This is a genomic window from Acidovorax delafieldii 2AN (assembly GCF_000175235.1).
GTDB lineage: Bacteria > Pseudomonadota > Gammaproteobacteria > Burkholderiales > Burkholderiaceae_C > Acidovorax > Acidovorax delafieldii_B.
In genome coordinates this window covers 19,409-35,500 of sequence record NZ_ACQT01000022.1, presented here as the reverse complement: position 1 = coordinate 35,500, position 16,092 = coordinate 19,409, and the positions used below count along the sequence as shown (strand labels likewise).

16 protein-coding genes and 1 tRNA gene are annotated in these 16,092 nt (G+C 65.9%); 16 read left to right on the top strand and 1 reads right to left on the bottom strand.

The features are described from left to right. The 12 genes from ACDELDRAFT_RS05845 to ACDELDRAFT_RS05790 form a co-directional block, all read left to right on the top strand. On the top strand, positions 1-1,118 hold a 1,118-nt coding region (locus tag ACDELDRAFT_RS05845; protein ID WP_005794451.1), incomplete at its 5' end, for a histidine ammonia-lyase. Between the two features lie 40 nt (positions 1,119-1,158). Further along, positions 1,159-2,883, top strand: a complete 1,725-nt coding sequence (hutU, locus tag ACDELDRAFT_RS05840; RefSeq protein WP_005794449.1) for a urocanate hydratase — start codon at positions 1,159-1,161, stop codon at positions 2,881-2,883. A gap of 105 nt (positions 2,884-2,988) precedes the next feature. Beyond that, a complete protein-coding gene (locus tag ACDELDRAFT_RS05835; protein ID WP_085943596.1) occupies positions 2,989-3,735 on the top strand; it encodes an IclR family transcriptional regulator in 747 nt (248 codons plus the stop codon). A gap of 32 nt (positions 3,736-3,767) precedes the next feature. Then, positions 3,768-4,517 carry a glutamine ABC transporter substrate-binding protein gene (locus ACDELDRAFT_RS05830; RefSeq protein WP_005794445.1) on the top strand — a complete coding sequence of 250 codons (750 nt, stop codon included), beginning with the start codon at positions 3,768-3,770 and terminating at the stop codon, positions 4,515-4,517. Positions 4,518-4,546: 29 nt separating this feature from the next. Beyond that, a complete protein-coding gene (locus ACDELDRAFT_RS05825) occupies positions 4,547-5,215 on the top strand; it encodes an amino acid ABC transporter permease (RefSeq protein WP_005794443.1) in 669 nt (222 codons plus the stop codon). Between the two features lie 14 nt (positions 5,216-5,229). Next, positions 5,230-6,006, top strand: a complete 777-nt coding sequence (locus ACDELDRAFT_RS05820) for an amino acid ABC transporter ATP-binding protein (RefSeq protein WP_040328237.1) — start codon at positions 5,230-5,232, stop codon at positions 6,004-6,006. Between the two features lie 56 nt (positions 6,007-6,062). Then, positions 6,063-6,956: a phytanoyl-CoA dioxygenase family protein gene (locus ACDELDRAFT_RS05815; RefSeq protein WP_005794440.1), complete on the top strand. Its 894-nt coding sequence runs from the start codon at positions 6,063-6,065 to the stop codon at positions 6,954-6,956. Continuing rightward, positions 6,953-7,582 carry a HutD/Ves family protein gene (locus tag ACDELDRAFT_RS05810; RefSeq protein WP_005794438.1) on the top strand — a complete coding sequence of 210 codons (630 nt, stop codon included), beginning with the start codon at positions 6,953-6,955 and terminating at the stop codon, positions 7,580-7,582. Before ACDELDRAFT_RS05815 ends, ACDELDRAFT_RS05810 begins: the two co-directional genes overlap by 4 nt. A gap of 72 nt (positions 7,583-7,654) precedes the next feature. Next, positions 7,655-8,950, top strand: coding sequence for an imidazolonepropionase (gene hutI, locus ACDELDRAFT_RS05805; RefSeq protein ID WP_005794437.1), 1,296 nt, complete (start codon positions 7,655-7,657; stop codon positions 8,948-8,950). Next, positions 8,947-10,329 carry a formimidoylglutamate deiminase gene (locus ACDELDRAFT_RS05800; RefSeq protein ID WP_005794435.1) on the top strand — a complete coding sequence of 461 codons (1,383 nt, stop codon included), beginning with the start codon at positions 8,947-8,949 and terminating at the stop codon, positions 10,327-10,329. Before hutI ends, ACDELDRAFT_RS05800 begins: the two co-directional genes overlap by 4 nt. Positions 10,330-10,359: 30 nt before the next feature. Beyond that, positions 10,360-11,178: an N-formylglutamate deformylase gene (gene hutG / locus ACDELDRAFT_RS05795; protein ID WP_005794433.1), complete on the top strand. Its 819-nt coding sequence runs from the start codon at positions 10,360-10,362 to the stop codon at positions 11,176-11,178. A gap of 137 nt (positions 11,179-11,315) precedes the next feature. After that, the gene (locus ACDELDRAFT_RS05790) at positions 11,316-11,525 is read left to right on the top strand and encodes a hypothetical protein (protein WP_005794431.1); all 210 of its coding nucleotides are present in this window, start codon (positions 11,316-11,318) and stop codon (positions 11,523-11,525) included. 80 nt (positions 11,526-11,605) lie between these two features. Here the strand turns inward: ACDELDRAFT_RS05790 and asd are convergent, their stop codons facing one another. Further along, positions 11,606-12,457 carry an archaetidylserine decarboxylase gene (gene asd / locus ACDELDRAFT_RS05785; protein ID WP_005794428.1) on the bottom strand — a complete coding sequence of 284 codons (852 nt, stop codon included), beginning with the start codon at positions 12,455-12,457 and terminating at the stop codon, positions 11,606-11,608. Between the two features lie 511 nt (positions 12,458-12,968). On the opposite strand from asd, the gene ACDELDRAFT_RS05780 reads away from it, so the two are divergent. The 4 genes from ACDELDRAFT_RS05780 to ACDELDRAFT_RS05765 all read left to right on the top strand — a co-directional run bounded on the left by ACDELDRAFT_RS05780 (position 12,969) and on the right by ACDELDRAFT_RS05765 (position 15,934). Further along, complete coding sequence (locus ACDELDRAFT_RS05780; protein ID WP_100084409.1) at positions 12,969-14,195, top strand: HPP family protein; 1,227 nt, start codon at positions 12,969-12,971, stop codon at positions 14,193-14,195. Between the two features lie 229 nt (positions 14,196-14,424). Continuing rightward, the gene (gene infA / locus ACDELDRAFT_RS05775) at positions 14,425-14,673 is read left to right on the top strand and encodes a translation initiation factor IF-1 (protein ID WP_005794426.1); all 249 of its coding nucleotides are present in this window, start codon (positions 14,425-14,427) and stop codon (positions 14,671-14,673) included. Positions 14,674-14,879: 206 nt separating this feature from the next. Then, positions 14,880-14,956, top strand: a tRNA-Pro gene (locus ACDELDRAFT_RS05770). A 198-nt stretch (positions 14,957-15,154) separates the two neighbouring features. Beyond that, on the top strand, positions 15,155-15,934 hold the full coding sequence (locus ACDELDRAFT_RS05765) for a heparan-alpha-glucosaminide N-acetyltransferase (RefSeq protein ID WP_005794424.1): 780 nt from the start codon (positions 15,155-15,157) through the stop codon (positions 15,932-15,934). The last annotated feature ends 158 nt before the right edge of the window (positions 15,935-16,092 follow it).

The following is a 16,092-nucleotide window of genomic DNA, read 5'->3' as shown; positions in this document are numbered from 1 at the left end:
CCAAAGGCTCGGTGGGCGCGTCGGGCGACCTGGCGCCGCTGGCGCACATGGCTTGTGTGCTGATTGGTGAAGGCCAGGCCAAGGTGGACGGCAAGGTGGTGCCGGGGGCAGAGGCCATGCGCTCCATCGGTTTGCAGCCGTTTGTGCTGGGCCCCAAGGAAGGGCTCGCGCTGCTCAACGGCACGCAGGTGTCCACCGCACTTGCACTGGCCGGGCTGTTTGGCGCCGAGAGCGTCTTTGCCGCCGCGCTGGTTGCGGGCTGCCTGTCGCTCGAAGCCATCAAGGGTTCGGTCAAACCCTTTGATGCACGCATCCACGAGGCACGTGGCCAGGCCGGGCAGATCGCCGTGGCCGCTGCCGTGCGTGCGCTGCTCGACGGCAGCGCCATCGACCCTTCGCACCCGAACTGCGGCCGCGTGCAAGACCCGTACTCCATCCGCTGCGTGCCGCAGGTGATGGGCGCGTGCCTGGACAACCTGCACCACGCCGCGCGCGTGCTGACCATTGAGGCCAATGCGGCTTCCGACAACCCCCTGGTGTTCGACAACGGCGACGTGATCTCTGGCGGCAACTTCCACGCCGAGCCCGTGGCCTTTGTGGCCGACATCATTGCGCTGGCCGTGGCCGAGATCGGTGCCATCTCTGAGCGTCGCCTGTCGTTGCTGCTGGACCCGGGCCTCTCGGGCCTGCCCGCCTTCCTGATCCTCGACAGCGGCGTGAACTCGGGCTTCATGATCGCCCAGGTCACCGCCGCCGCATTGGCGGCCGAGAACCAGTGCCTGGCCAACCCCAGCAGCGTGACCAGCCTGCCGACCTCGGCCAACCAGGAGGACCATGTCTCCATGGCCACGTACGGCGCGCGGCGCCTGGGCGACATGGTGCGCAATGCGGCGGTGATGGTCGGCATCGAGGCCATGGCGGCCGCGCAGGGCATGGAGTTCGACCGCAGCCTCCAATCCTCGCCCCTCATCGAAGCGCAATTCGCCGCCATCCGCGAGCGCGTGGCCTACCTGGAGCAGGACCGTTACCTCGCCCCCGACATCGAAGCCATGCGCGCATGGGCCCAGCAGTCCACCTGGCCTGCAGCGCTCACCCAGTGCCTGCCCAGCTTCGCCTGATTTTCTCTACGCATACCCCATTGATTCACAGGAGCCCACCATGAACGCCAACGACGCCATCATCGCCGCCGCCTCCAACAACGACCCCCGCCACGACGCCAGCCGCGTGATCCGCGCGCCGCGCGGCAGCCAGCTCACTTGCAAAAGCTGGCTCACCGAGGCCGCCTACCGCATGATCCAGAACAACCTCGACCCCGAGGTGGCCGAGCGCCCGCAGGACCTGGTGGTGTACGGCGGCATTGGCCGTGCCGCGCGCAACTGGGAATGTTTTGACCAGATCCTCGCCTCGCTCAAGGACCTGAATGACGACGAGACCCTGCTCATCCAGTCCGGCAAGCCCGTGGGCGTGTTCAAGACCCACGCCAATGCGCCCCGCGTGCTGCTGGCCAACTCCAATCTAGTGCCCAAGTGGGCCAACTGGGAGCACTTCAGCGAGCTGGACCAAAAGGGCCTGTTCATGTATGGCCAGATGACGGCGGGCAGCTGGATCTACATCGGCACGCAAGGCATCGTGCAAGGCACGTACGAGACCTTTGCTGAGGCGGGCCGCAAGCACTTTGGTGGCTCGCTGGAAGGGCGCTGGATCCTGACAGCAGGCCTGGGCGGCATGGGCGGCGCGCAGCCGCTGGCCGCCACGTTCGCGGGCGCGGTGTCGCTCAACATCGAATGCCAGCAAAGCAGCATCGACTTCCGCCTGCGCACGCGCTATGTGGACAAGCAGGCGCGTGACATCGACCACGCGTTGGAGCTGATCCAGCAGCACACCGCAGCCAAAGAGGCCGTATCGATCGCCCTGCTGGGCAACGCCGCAGAAATCCTGCCCGAGCTGGTGCGCCGTGCCAAGGCCGGTGGCTTGAAGCCCGACCTGGTGACCGACCAGACCTCGGCCCACGACCTCGTCAACGGCTACCTGCCCGCGGGCTGGACGGTGGCGCAGTGGCGCGCCGCGCAGCAGGATGTGACCCAGCATGAAGTGCTGAAGAAAGCCGCTGCCAAGTCCTGCGCCGTGCATGTGCAGGCCATGCTCGACTTCCAGCACATGGGCATCCCGGTGGTGGACTACGGCAACAACATCCGCCAGGTGGCGTTTGACGAAGGCGTGAAGGACGCCTTCGACTTCCCCGGCTTTGTGCCCGCCTATATCCGCCCGCTGTTCTGCGAAGGCAAGGGCCCGTTCCGTTGGGTGGCCCTGTCGGGTGACCCGGAGGACATCCGCAAGACCGACGCCAAGATCAAGGAACTGTTCCCCGAGAACAAACACGTGCACCGCTGGCTTGAAATGGCGGGCCAGCGCATCGCCTTCCAGGGCCTGCCCGCACGCATCTGCTGGCTGGGCCTGGGCGAGCGCCACATCGCGGGCCTGGCCTTCAACGAGATGGTGAAGAACGGCGAGCTGAAGGCCCCCATCGTGATCGGCCGCGACCACCTGGACACCGGCAGCGTGGCCAGCCCCAACCGCGAGACCGAAGGCATGAAGGACGGCACCGACGCCGTGAGCGATTGGCCGCTGCTCAACGCGCTGCTCAACACCTCGGGCGGCGCCACCTGGGTCAGCCTGCACCACGGCGGGGGCGTGGGCATGGGCTACTCGCAGCACTCGGGCATGGTCATCGTGGCCGACGGCACGGAAGCCGCGGCCCAACGCCTTGCCAATGTGCTGGTCAACGACTGCGGCAGCGGCGTGATGCGCCATGCCGACGCGGGCTACGAACTGGCGGTGGAGACGGCCAAGAAGCAGGGCCTGAAGCTGCCCATGGTGAAGTGAAGGGGCGAGGGAGGGAATGACAGGAATGTGAAAAAAGGGAACTGCATTCCCATTCGTTGGGAATGTTGGGTTTGAATGCCGCTGCAATCCTTTGATACTGAGTCCATGCCCACCCGTGGACCCACCTCCGTTGCCGCCGCCGACCGTGTTCTGCACGTGCTGGCGGTGCTGGCGCAGCACGGGCAGCCCATGTCGGCTGCCGAGCTGGTGGAGGCCACGGGCCTGGCCCGCAGCACGCTGTACCGGCAGCTGGCGCGGCTCAAGCTGTGGGGCTTTGTGCTGGAGAGCAGCGGGCACTATGCGCCCGGGCCGCTGAGCCTGCAACTGGCGCTGGGCTTTGACATGGCGTCGCATCTGGTGCACCACGCGCGGCCGGACATGCAGGCCCTGGCCCGGCAGTCCCACGAGAGCGTGGGGCTGGTGGTGGCCGTGAATGACAGCGTGGTGTGCCTGGACATGGTGGACAGCACGCAGGCCCTGCGCTGCTCGTTTGAAAAAGGGCGCAGCGTGCCGCTTCGCGCGGGGGCCTCCGCCAAGTGCCTGCTTGCCCACGTGGCCCCGGCCACGCGCAATGCCATTCTGGACCTGCACTACGGCGCAGACACGGCTGAGCGCCAGGCGGCGCTGACCGAGCTGGAAGGCATTGCCAAGGCGGGTTACGCCGTCAGCTCTGGCGAAGTGGATGCCGGTGTCTGGGGCGTCAGCGTGCCCGTGTTCGGTTCTCCCCGGCAGGCCGCCGGGGCCATCACCCTGATGGCCCCGATCTTGCGGGCCCAGGGGCAGGAGACCGCACTCACCGGCATGGCCGTCGTCGCCGCAGCGCGCATCTCTCGCCAGCTCACTTCTCCCTGATTTTCCCTCACCCCTCCTCAGGAGCTTTCCCCATGAACCTTCGCCGCAACCTTCTTCTGGCCAGCCTGGCCGCCGCAGCCCTCTGCACCACGGGTGTACAGGCCCAGGACAACGTCCTGCGTGTGGGCACTGATGCCACGTTCCCGCCCATGGAGTTTGTCGAAAACGGAAAACGCACGGGCTTCGACATCGAGCTGGTGGAGGCCATTGCCAAGACCATGGGCAAGCAGGTCGAGTGGGTGGACATCGACTTCAAGGGCCTGATTCCCGGCCTGATCTCGAAGCGTTTTGACATGGCGGTCTCGGCCATCTACATCACCGACGAGCGCAAGAAGGTGGTGGACTTCACCGATTCCTACTACGCCGGTGGCCTGGTGGTGATGGTGAAGGCCGACAACAAGGCCATCAACAAGCTGGCCGACCTGGACGGCAAGAAGGTCAGCGTGCAGGTGGGCACCAAGTCGGTGGCGTACCTGACCGAAAAATTCCCCAAGGTGCAGCGTGTCGAGGTCGAAAAGAACCAGGAGATGTTCAACCTGGTGGACATCGGCCGCGCTGATGCCGCTGTGACGGGCAAGCCCGCCGCCTTCCAGTATGTGCGCACCCGTCCGGGCCTGCGCGTGCTCGACGAGCAGCTCACCACCGAAGAGTACGGCATGGCCCTGCGCAAGGACACGCCTGAGCTGACGAAGGCCTTCAACGGTGCCATCAACAAACTCAAGGCCGACGGCACCTATGCGGCCATCGTCAAGAAGTGGTTCAGCAACAGCGCTACCAAGTAAACAGCAACCTAACGTTGCCGAACTGAGCCATGGAACTCGATTTTTCTCCTGTCTGGGCCGGGTTGCCCCAGTTGCTGGCGGGTGCGGTGGTCACTGTGGAAATCACGGCCGCCTCGTTGCTGCTGGGCTGCGTCATGGGGCTGCTGGTGGGCATTGGCCGCCTGAACCCCAAGCGCCGCGTGGTCTATGCCCTGTGCACTGCCTACGTGGCCGCGATACGCGGCACGCCGCTGCTGGTGCAGCTGTTCATCCTGTTCTTTGGCCTGCCGCAGTTTGGCATCCTGCTGCCTGCTTTCGTGTGTGGCGTGATTGGCCTGGGCATCTACTCGGGCGCCTATGTGTCCGAGGTGGTGCGCGGCGCCATCCAGTCCATTGACAAGGGACAGATGGAGGCGGCGCGTTCCATTGGCATGTCGTCGGGCCTGGCCATGCGCACCGTGGTGCTGCCGCAGGCCGTGGTGCGCATGATTCCTCCGCTGGGCAATGAGTTCATCGCGCTGATCAAGAACTCGGCGCTGGTGTCGCTGCTCACCATCCACGACCTGATGCACGAAGGGCAGAAGATCATCAGTGTGTCGTACCGCTCGCTGGAGGTGTACCTGGCGATTGCGGTGGTGTATTTCATCCTCACGGGTGTCACTTCGCTGGTGCTGCGACGCATGGAGCTGCGCCTGCGTGCCGGGGGGATGGTGCAATGAAGAAAAATTCTGTAATGACTGGAGCAAGCCCATCCGCCGAGCCCATCGTGCGCATTCGCGGACTGCGCAAGTCGTTTGGCAGCCACGTGGTGCTGAACGGCATCGACTTTGACGTGCTGCCGTCGCAGGTGGTGGTGGTCATCGGGCCCAGCGGCTCGGGCAAGAGCACCTTTTTGCGCTGCTGCAACGGGCTGGAGCAACCTGAAGGCGGCACGGTCGAGATCTGTGGCCGCACACTGGTGCAGGACGGCCGTATGCTGCCCGACCATGACCTGAACGCCCTGCGCGAAGAAGTGGGCATGGTGTTCCAGTCGTTCAACCTGTTTCCGCACCTGTCGGTGCTCGACAACGTCACGCTGGGCCCGCGCAAGCTGCGCGGCCTCTCGCGCAAGGAGGCCGAGGAGCGCGCACAGGCCCTGCTGACCAAGGTGGGCCTGGCGCACAAGGCTTTGGCCATGCCTGCCAGCCTGTCGGGCGGGCAAAAGCAGCGCGTGGCCATTGCCCGCGCGCTGGCCATGGAGCCGCGCGTGATGCTGTTCGACGAGCCCACGTCGGCGCTGGACCCGGAGCTGGTGGGCGAGGTGCTGCAAGTCATGAAGCTGCTGGCCAGCGAAGGCATGACCATGATGGTCGTGACGCACGAAATGGACTTTGCACGCGAGGTGGGCGACGTGGTGGTGGTGATGGACGGCGGCGGGATCATCGAGTCCGGTCAGCCTGCCACCATCTTCACCAACCCCACGCAGGAGCGCACGCGCTCCTTTCTGCAGGCGGTGCTCACGCGCGCCTGAGGCTGGGTGTGCGTGATGGACGACAACGGTCAATAGCCTACAAGGAGACAGCTCGTATGCACCCGGTTTCACATGCCAGTGACCTGATCCAACAACAGCACTTTCAACAGCGCTTGCAGGAGCGCCTGACCGCCGACGACATCGCGCGGTTTGACCGCGACGGCGCCATCTGCATCAAGCAGCTGCTCACGCCCGAAGAGGTCGCGCTGCTGCGCGACGGCATCGACGCCAACCTGGCCGCGCCCAGCCCGCGCGCCAAAGTGGCCAGCAGGCCGGATGACCCGGGCCGCTTCTTCGAGGACTTCTGCAACTGGCAGGACATCCCGCAGTTTGGCCGCTTTGTGCGCGACACGCCGCTGGCCCTGGCCGCGCAGCGCCTGATGCAGTCACGCACCGTGCGGCTGTACCACGACCATGTGCTGGTGAAGGAGCCTGGCACGCGCCAGAAGACGCCCTGGCACCAGGACCAGCCTTACTACAACATCGAAGGCAGGCAGAACGTGAGCATGTGGATACCAGTGGACCCGGTCTCGCGTGCGGCCACGCTGGAGTTTGTGGCGGGATCGCACCAGGGGCCCTGGCTCATGCCGCGCACCTTCATGGACAACCAGGCCAAGTGGTTCCCTGAAGGCAGCCTGCAGGACCTGCCCAACGTCGAGGCCAATCGCGACGCTTTTCCCATCGTGGGCTGGGAGATCGAGCCGGGCGACGTTGTGTGTTTTCACATGCTCACGCTGCATGCGTCCGGCGGGGTGGAGGGGCCCAACCGGCGCCGCGTGTTCTCGGTGCGGTTCTTGGGCGACGACACCCGCCACGCGCCAAGGCCGTGGACGACCTCGCCCGAGTTCCCGGGGCTGGCGGACCAGCTGCCCGCTGGGGCAGCCATGGACCACCCGCTGTTCCCGCTGCTGGTGGACGGGAACGGTGTGCCGCAGGGTGAACGGGCGTGAAGCAGTTTCTGGACCTGGCCTCCACGCCGCCAGTGCCGTGGAAGAACGGCGGCGGCAGCACACGCGAGCTGGCGTGCTGGCCGCCCGGCGCGGGCATGGACAGCTTTGCATGGCGCGTGAGCGTTGCCACCATTGCACGCCCCGGGCCTTTCTCGGCCTTTGTGGGGGTGGATCGGCAAATCATGTTGCTGGATGGCGATGGCGTACATCTGCAAGGCGCAGAAGGACATTGGCAGCACGCGCTGACGCACCGCTGGGAGCCGTTTGCGTTCTCCGGCGAAGAGCCGGTGGACTGCCGCATGCTGGGCGGTGTTTCCACCGACTTCAACCTGATGCTGCGCCGGGGTGAGTGGACCGGGAACCTGAAGGTGCTGCGCGATGTGTCGCCGCCCGCTGAGGGGGCTGCAGCGGGCCTGTGCATGGTGCTGCAGGGCGCCTGGCGATGCGAGGACTGCGATACCCAACAAGTGCGGATGCTGGCAGTGGGGCAGGGTCTGTGGTGGGTGAACGAAGGGGGAGAAACAGCGCCGTCGATCACCCCTGTGCGCCGCGCCGAAAGCGGTGGGTCTGCCGACGATGCACCCGTGCTGGCCTGGGTGGCCTTGCGCAGGGGCTCTGTACCATAATTTGAATCAAATGGGCTGCAAGCGCTAGTGGAATATGCTCCATTGGCTATATAAATGATAGCAAATCAATCCATGAACACAGCAGCAGGTAGCAACAAGCAGGGCGTTGTCCCGCCAGCATCTTCCGCACCCAGTGCCGATGGCGTGTGGACCAACCTGCGGCCCGTGGCCGCGTTGTGGGCGACGGATGCGCCGATGCCTGAGGGCGAGCTGGCGTGTGTGGTGGTGCAGGGCGGCGCCGTGCAGTGGGTGGGCCCGCAGGCCCAGGTGCCAGCAGCCTTTGCCGCCTTGCCCCGCTTTGACGGCCAGGGCGCCATCGCCACCCCCGGGCTGGTCGATTGCCACACCCACCTGGTGTACGGCGGGCAGCGCGCCAACGAGTTCGCGATGCGGCTCGCAGGTGCGACGTATGAAGAGGTGGCCAAGGCGGGCGGGGGCATCGTGTCGTCGGTGCGCGCCACACGCGAGGCCAGCGAAGACGAGCTCTTTGCCCTGGCCGCGCCGCGCCTGCAGGCGCTGCTGGATGAGGGCGTGTGTGCCATCGAGATCAAGTCCGGCTACGGACTGGCGCTGGAGCACGAACGCAAGCAGCTGCGCGTGGCCCGCCGCCTGGGCGAGGCCTTTGGCGTCACGGTGCGCACCACCTTCCTTGGCGCGCATGCGCTGCCGCCCGAATATGCAGGCCAACCTGGAGGTAGCCAGGACTACACCGACCTCGTCTGCAACGACATGCTGCCCGCACTGGCCGCCGAAGGCCTGGTGGATGCCGTGGATGTGTTCTGCGAACGCATCGCCTTTACGCTGGCCGAGACCGAGCAGGTCTTCCAGGCCGCGCGCAAGCTCGGCATCCCCGTCAAGCTGCATGCGGAGCAACTGTCCGACATGGGCGGCTCGGCACTCGCTGCGCGCTACGGTGCGCTGTCGTGTGACCACATTGAGCACCTGTCGGCCGACGGCATCGCTGCGATGAAAGCCGCAGGCACTGTGGCCGTGCTGCTGCCCGGCGCCTACTACACGCTGCGCGACACGCACCTGCCGCCCATCGCGGCACTGCGCGCAGCGGGTGTGCCCATGGCCGTCTCCACCGACCACAACCCGGGTACCTCGCCCGCGCTGAGCCTGCTGCTCATGGTCAACATGGCCTGCACGCTGTTCCGTCTGACAGTGCCCGAGGCGCTAGCGGGCATCACCACCCACGCTGCACGCGCGCTCGGCCTGCAAGACACCCACGGCCTCATCGCATCCGGCAGGCCCGCCCACTTTGTGCTGTGGCCGGTGGGCGAGGCGGCCGAACTGGCCTACTGGCTGGGCCAAAAGCCTGCCTGCACCATCGTGCGGCAAGGGCGCATTCACGGAGTCATGCCATGACGCAACAACTGTTCGCCGCCGATGCACTGCTGCCCACGGGCTGGGCGCGCAACGTGCTGATCACATGGGATGGGGCAGGGCGCATCACTGCCGTCGCGCCCAACGCCCAGCCAAATGGTGCCGCCATGGCCCCGGGCCCCGTGTTGCCCGGCATGCCCAATCTGCACTCGCACGCCTTCCAGCGCGCGTTTGTGGGCCTGACCGAATACCGGGGCGAAAGCCAGGATAGCTTCTGGAGCTGGCGCAACCTGATGTACCGCTTTGCGGCACGCATTACGCCCGAGTCGCTGGAGGCCATTGCGACCTGGCTGTACGTGGAGATGCTGGAGGCGGGCTACACCAGCGTGTGCGAGTTCCACTACGTGCACCACGACCAGGACGGCACGCCCTATGCCGATGACGCCACGCTCTCGCTGGCCCTGCTGCGTGCGGCGCAGAGTGCGGGCATCGGCATCACGCTGCTGCCGGTGCTGTACCAGACGAGTGGTTTTGGTGCCAAGCCACCGCGTGCGGACCAGGCCCGCTTCATTCGCAGCACGGACAACATGCTCTCATTGTTGGAACGCCTTGTACCTGCTGCAAGAGCGCAAGCGGCCGTTTTGGGGCTGGCGCCGCACTCGCTGCGCGCGGTGCCGCCCGGCAGTCTGGAAGTTGCGGTGCAGGGCCTCACGGCGCTCAACGCGCAGGCGCCCATTCACATCCACATTGCCGAGCAGACGCAAGAGGTTCAGGATTGTGTGGCCTGGAGCGGCCAGCGCCCGGTGCAGTGGCTGCTGGAGAACGCCCCCGTGGACGAGCGCTGGTGTCTGGTGCACGCCACGCACATGACCCCGCAGGAGTACCAGGACGCAGCGCGCACGGGCGCCGTGGCGGGCATCTGTCCCACCACCGAGGCCAACCTGGGCGATGGCATCTTCGACATGCCGCTTTGGCTGCAGCACGGCGGGCGCTGGGGTGTGGGCTCCGACAGCCATGCCTGCGTGAATGCGGCAGAGGAATTGCTGATGCTCGAATACAGCCAGCGCCTGTCGCGGCAGCAGCGCAACGTGCTCGCCAGCACCCGGCATGCCGAGGTGGCGACGGCCATGACCCTGCAGGCCGTGGCAGGCGGGTCGCAGGCTGCCGGGCGTCCGATTGCAGGACTGGCTGTGGGCCAGCAGGCGGACATGGTGGCGCTCGATGCCCACCACGTGGCGCTGCGCGACCTGCCGCCGCACAGCATGCTCTCGGCCCATGTGTTCGGCAGCCACCGCACTTCAGCCATCGACAGCCTGTGGGTGGCCGGCGTGCGCAGGGTGTCCAATGGTCGCCACGTGCTGCACGAACCGGCTGCCCAGGCTTTTGTGGCGGCGCGGTCGGCCACCATTGCACCCGATTGACCTGTTCCCTCCCTTGTATTTGCCACCGCCATGACCGACATCGCCCCCCCTCCCTTCGTTTTTCAGCAGGGCACGCAGCCGCTGCTGGTGTCCATGCCCCACGCCGGCACCTATGTGCCGCCCGCCTTGGCGGCGCGCTTCACCGAAGACGCCCGCCACGTGCCCGACACCGACTGGCATATGGAACGCCTGTACGCGTTTGCCAAGGACATGGGCGCCTCCGTGCTGGTGGCCACGCATTCGCGCTATGTGGTGGACCTGAACCGTCCGCCCGACGGCGCCAGCCTGTATCCCGGCCAGAGCGTCACCGGCCTGTGCCCCGTGGACACGTTTGACGACACGCCCATCTACGCACGCGGCGATGTGCCGGACGAGGCCGAGACGGCGGCGCGGCGCGAGGCGGTTTGGGCGCCCTACCACGCGCAGTTGCGCGCCGAGCTCGACCGCATCCGCGCCCGGCACGGGGTGGCAGTGCTGTGGGATGCGCATTCGATCCGTTCGGTGCTGCCGCGCTTCTTCGAGGGCAAGCTGCCGGACCTGAACCTGGGCACGGCCAACGGCGAAAGCTGCGATGAGGCCCTGGCCCAGCAACTGCTTGCCATCGCCAAGGATGCCGAGGGCTACACCGCCGTGCTCAACGGCCGTTTCAAGGGCGGGCACATCACGCGCCACTACGGCCAGCCGGGGCAGGGCGTGCACGCCGTTCAGTTGGAGATGACGCAGTGCAGCTACATGCAGGAGGCTCTGCCGTTCCATTACCTGCCCGAGGTGGCCGCCCGGGTGCAGCCACATCTGCGCCGCATGCTGGAGGCAGCGCTTGCCTTTGCGTCGTCCCACGCGGAACAATGACGCCTGCGCAGCCTCTGGACGCGGGGCGCAGAGGGTATTGGCGCTCTAGTGGCGGTGCCGGGTGCTAGGATCGGACACATGCGCTGCACTGGGGAGCGCAGTGCAGATCATGCCAACGCGGAAGGGGCCGCACTACGATGGACGATGCGGCTTTTTATTACATGCCCCTGTTCAAGGCGGGCGTTTCGGTGCAGTTCAGGCAAAAGCGCGAGACGGTGAGCCATGTCGCCATCCGGCGCAACGCCTTGAGCGTCTACCTGGTGGGTCATGAGATTCCGGTGCACCCGGACTTGCTGACGCTGGCACCCACCGCCTTTGTGCTCACCCGGGTTCCTGACCACTTCTGACTGTCCCGGCCGACATGCCCGAACGCCCGCGACCACGGGCCGTACGGTGGCGCTTGGTACCGCGAAAGCGGATGCACAAGTCAGTCGGACACGTACTGCGCCATGGCTTCGCCCAAGCGGATGGGCCGGGCCGGCGTCCATTCGGAATTGAAGCGCAGCGGGCCTGTGGGGAAGAGCATCACCACGGTTGATCCCAGCAGAAAACGCCCCATCTCCTCGCCCTGCTGCAGGCTGACCTGGCCAGGCGCGTAATCCCATGTGCGCAACTGCCCCGTGCGCGGCGGGTTCACCTGGCCGTGCCACACGGTGGCCATGCTGCCGACGATGGTGGCGCCTACCAGCACCAGCACGAAGCGCCCATGGTCTCCTTCAAAGACGCACACCACGCGTTCGTTGCGCGCAAACAGGCCCGGCACGCCGCGGGCCGTGACGGGATTGACGGAAAAGAGGTCGCCGGGCACATGCACCATGCGCGTGAGCCGGCCCGCGCAGGGCATGTGGATGCGGTGGTAGTCGCGCGGGCTCAGGTACAGCGTGGCGAAGTGCCCGTGGTCAAACCGTGCAGCGAGGCCCGCGTCGCCACCGACCAGGGCCGTCGTCGAATAACGGTGCCCCTTGGCCTGGAAGATCTGATCCTTCTCAACGCTTCCGAACTGGCTGATGGCACCATCGACCGGGCAGATCAGGTCGGCAAGGGCCAGCGGCCGCGCATCGGGCCGGAGCGCGCGCGTGAAAAAATCGTTGAAGGATGCGTAGCTCGCCACATCGGGATTGGCAGCCTCGCCCATGTTCACGTTGTAGCGCGCCACAAAGCGGCGAATGACCGATGTGGTCACGCCGCCCAGCTCGGCCGAAGCGAACTTGCCGGCCAGCGTGGTCAGGGCCCGCTTGGGCATGAGGTATTGCGGCAGAACCGCCAGACGATCGGACACGGGCGCACCCCTCGATGACGAAAGCGTTCAATTCTATCGGCCAGCTCCTGTGCTGGAATCGGGATTGGCGGCAGTGCCATTCTTCGCGAGGCACAGGCAGTGCCGGAGATGCAGCGCTGCGTGCGGAGCTGGCCTGTGGGTGGGAGAGCGTCCAGCCCAGCCCGTTTTCTCGCGAGGGGCGAGGAGGGCTCGCTCCCTGGGTGCGCCCCCGTTGCCAAGTGCCTGCATTACCGGCACCGCCGTGCCGTGGCCGTTCCAGCCCGTTGCTGCCTGGCACCGAGGGTGGGTGCGGTTTTTTTGCGTCCGAGGTGGTAGCGGACTTTTTTCGCCCTGCGGGAGGCGTCTGGTGGCCGCCCTGCGGGGTTATCGCGTCCTCACACAGCGGGGCCGGGACGGCTGCGGCAGAATACTGGCCCAGTCCAGAGGGGGTGTCCGTATGTGGCGGACACTGATCTGGGCGCGACACGACAGGCTGCGGTGCGTTGGTGCCAAAGCGCTCTGCCACAGCACCATGCCTCTTCCAGATTCCGGTCGACTTTCCCCTGATCCTGTTCCCCCGTCCGCTTCCGTCACCGACCGGCTGGTGCGCTGGCTGCGCCACTTCTGGCCTGCCCCGGTGGGTATCGACGGCCGCGAACGTTTGCGGGTGATTGCCGGGGCCGCCCTCGGCGTCTTGCTCACCGCGCTGCTGAGCCGGTGGTGGGCGGTGGACCATGCGGCCGGCCCCTGGATGGTGGCCTCGCTCGGGGCCAGTGCCATCCTCGTGTTCGGCATGCCGTCCAGCCCGCTGGCCCAGCCTTGGCCCGTGGTGGGCGGCAGTACGCTGTCTGCGCTGGTGGGCGGGGCGTGCGTGGCGCTGGTGCCCGACCCCGCCATTGCCGGGGCGCTGGCCGTAGGGCTGGCCCTGGCGCTGATGGTACCCCTGCGCTGCCTGCACCCTCCGGGCGGCGCCATGGCACTTTATGTGGTGATGGCCCAAGGCAATGCGCTGCACCTGGCGGCGTTCCCCATTTGCTTCAATGCCGTGGTTCTGGTGGCGGTGGGGATGGCTTACAACGCGCTCACGGGCCGCCACTACCCGCACCCGCAGCGGGGGCGTGGCGGGTCGGCCCAAGGGCCGGCGTCGGGGCATTTCAGCGCTTCGGATGTGGATGCCGCCCTGTCCCATTACAACCAGCTTCTGGATGTGAGCCGTGAAGACCTCGAGGGCTTGTTGCAGTTGGCCGGGCGTGCGGCTTTTCAGCGTACGCTGGGCGAGTTGCGCTGCGCCGACATCATGTCCAAGCCGCCCTTTGCCGTCGAAGCCGGGGTGTCGCTCAAGGATGCCTGGGCACTGATGCGCGGCCAACAGGTGAAGGCGCTTCCAGTGGTTGACGCACACCGCCAGGTGGTAGGCATTGTCACCGTGGCCGACTTCATGCGGCTGGCCAACCTGGATCTGCATGAAGGGTTGGGGCAGCGGTTGCGTACCCTTGTGATGGGGCGCGGCGCCCAGCCATCGCTGGTGCGCGAGATCATGTCGCACCCGGTGCAGGTCGTGGAAGAGGGCCTGCATGCCATGGATCTGGTCCCCCTGTTTTCGCATGGGGGGCACCACCACATTCCCATTGTGAATCCGCAGCAGCGGCTGGTCGGCATCATTACCCAGACCGATCTGGTGCGCACGCTTGCCACGGCCCTGCAGATTCCTGAAGACGCCGCGTCCGCGCGGGGCGGGCACTCTGTTGCCCCGGCATAGGCACACTGGGAGACATCGCGCTACAATTGACAGGCTCATGCACAGCGCCTCGCCTGTCCATTGAAGCCGTCTCCCCCGGCCTCTTTTCTGATCTGCGCCCCGGGTGCAGCGACTCCCCCGCCCGCAAAGCACCGTGCCCCGAGCCTTCCGCAGGCACGGTAACGGCGGTTGTGGATGCACGATGTGCTGGCGCGCCAACCACAGAAATATTTGTTTTTAAGAGATAACCATGGCCAAAGAAGAACTGATTGAAATGCAAGGCTCCGTGACCGAAGTCTTGCCCGACTCGCGTTTTCGCGTGACGCTGGAAAATGGTCACCAACTGATCGCCTACACGGGCGGCAAAATGCGCAAGCACCACATTCGTATTCTGGCGGGTGACAAGGTATCGCTTGAAATGTCACCCTATGACCTGACCAAGGGGCGCATCACCTTCCGCCATCTGGCAGGCCGCGGCCCGGGTCCCTCCAGCCGCTGATTTGTCGATTCGCGTGTGCCGGCGGCTTTGTCAGGCATCGATCTCTGTCGGTGGCACAAAGACGGGCTTTTCCCATCCATACCCCGGCTTCTATCTGGCATTTTTCAGTGGTGCACTTGGCAGGTTTTTACCCCCTGCAGCGAGTTCTCGAAAAGAAACCGGTTTGTGCCGAAATAGGTAGAAATTCGGGTTAGAATACCAGTTGTCGGAGCGTAGCGCAGCCTGGTAGCGCATCTGCTTTGGGAGCAGAGGGTCGCGAGTTCGAATCCCGCCGCTCCGACCATTGTTTGAAGGGCTTGCAGCAGATGCTGCAAGCCCTTTTTTACTGGCTGGGTCAGGGCGCCTCACCTTCCGCTGGACCGGCACCGTCGCTTTGCGCGCTATGCTGGCGAGCGCGTTACCAGTGACTCCTGCGCGTGCGGCCGCATTGGCTTGGTACCTTCGCCTACACGCTATCCGTCCAGTGGCCCGCTATCGCCCCATGATTGCCCCATCTACCTTATTGCTCTCACGAAGGCACGGCGCACGCTACGACAGCGTCGACGCACTGCGCGGCTTCGCCATGCTGTGGATGACGGCCTTCCATTTTTCCTTTGATCTCAGCCATTTTGGCTATTGGCCGCAGAATTTCCGGCTAGACCCTTTCTGGACGATGCAGCGCACCGCCATCGTCAGTCTTTTTCTTTTCTGCGCAGGCCTGGGCCAGGCCATTGCGCTGCAGCAGGGCCAGGGATGGGCTCGCTTTGGGCGCCGCTGGCTTCAGATTGCTGGCTGTGCCGTGCTGGTGACGGCCGGGTCGCTGGTGATGTTCCCGCAGAGCTTCATCTATTTCGGCGTGCTGCACGGCATGGCCGTGATGCTGGTGGTGGCGCGCTGCACGGCGGCCTGGGGCCGCTGGTTGTGGGTCGCGGGGGGTGTGGCGGTGCTGCTACCGTGGGGGGCTCAGCTATTTTTTGCTAGTGCCGGGGCTGATTGGGCGCAGGTGTTCAACACACGCGCCCTGAACTGGCTGGGGCTCGTCTCGCGCAAGCCCTTTACGGAAGACTATGTTCCCGTGCTGCCGTGGCTGGGGGTGCTCTGGTGGGGTGTGGCGGCCGGGCAGTGGATGCTTTCCCGGCCCGTGCCTGTGGTGTCGCTGAGCGTGCCGGCGGCCCTGAAACCGCTGGCGGTGTTGGGCCGCTGGAGCCTCAGCTATTACATGGTGCATCAACCGATTCTGATCGGCGGCCTGATGGCGGCCGGCTGGCTACTGCAGCGTTGATGCAGCGTTGATGCAGCGTTGATGCAGCGTTGATGCAGCGTTGATGCAGCGTTGATGCAGCGTTGATGCAGCGTTGATGCAGCGTTGATGCAGCGTGCCGCCGGCATGAACACGAAGTGTATGCAGCGGACACCACGGGGCTCGCTTGCCTGCACCAT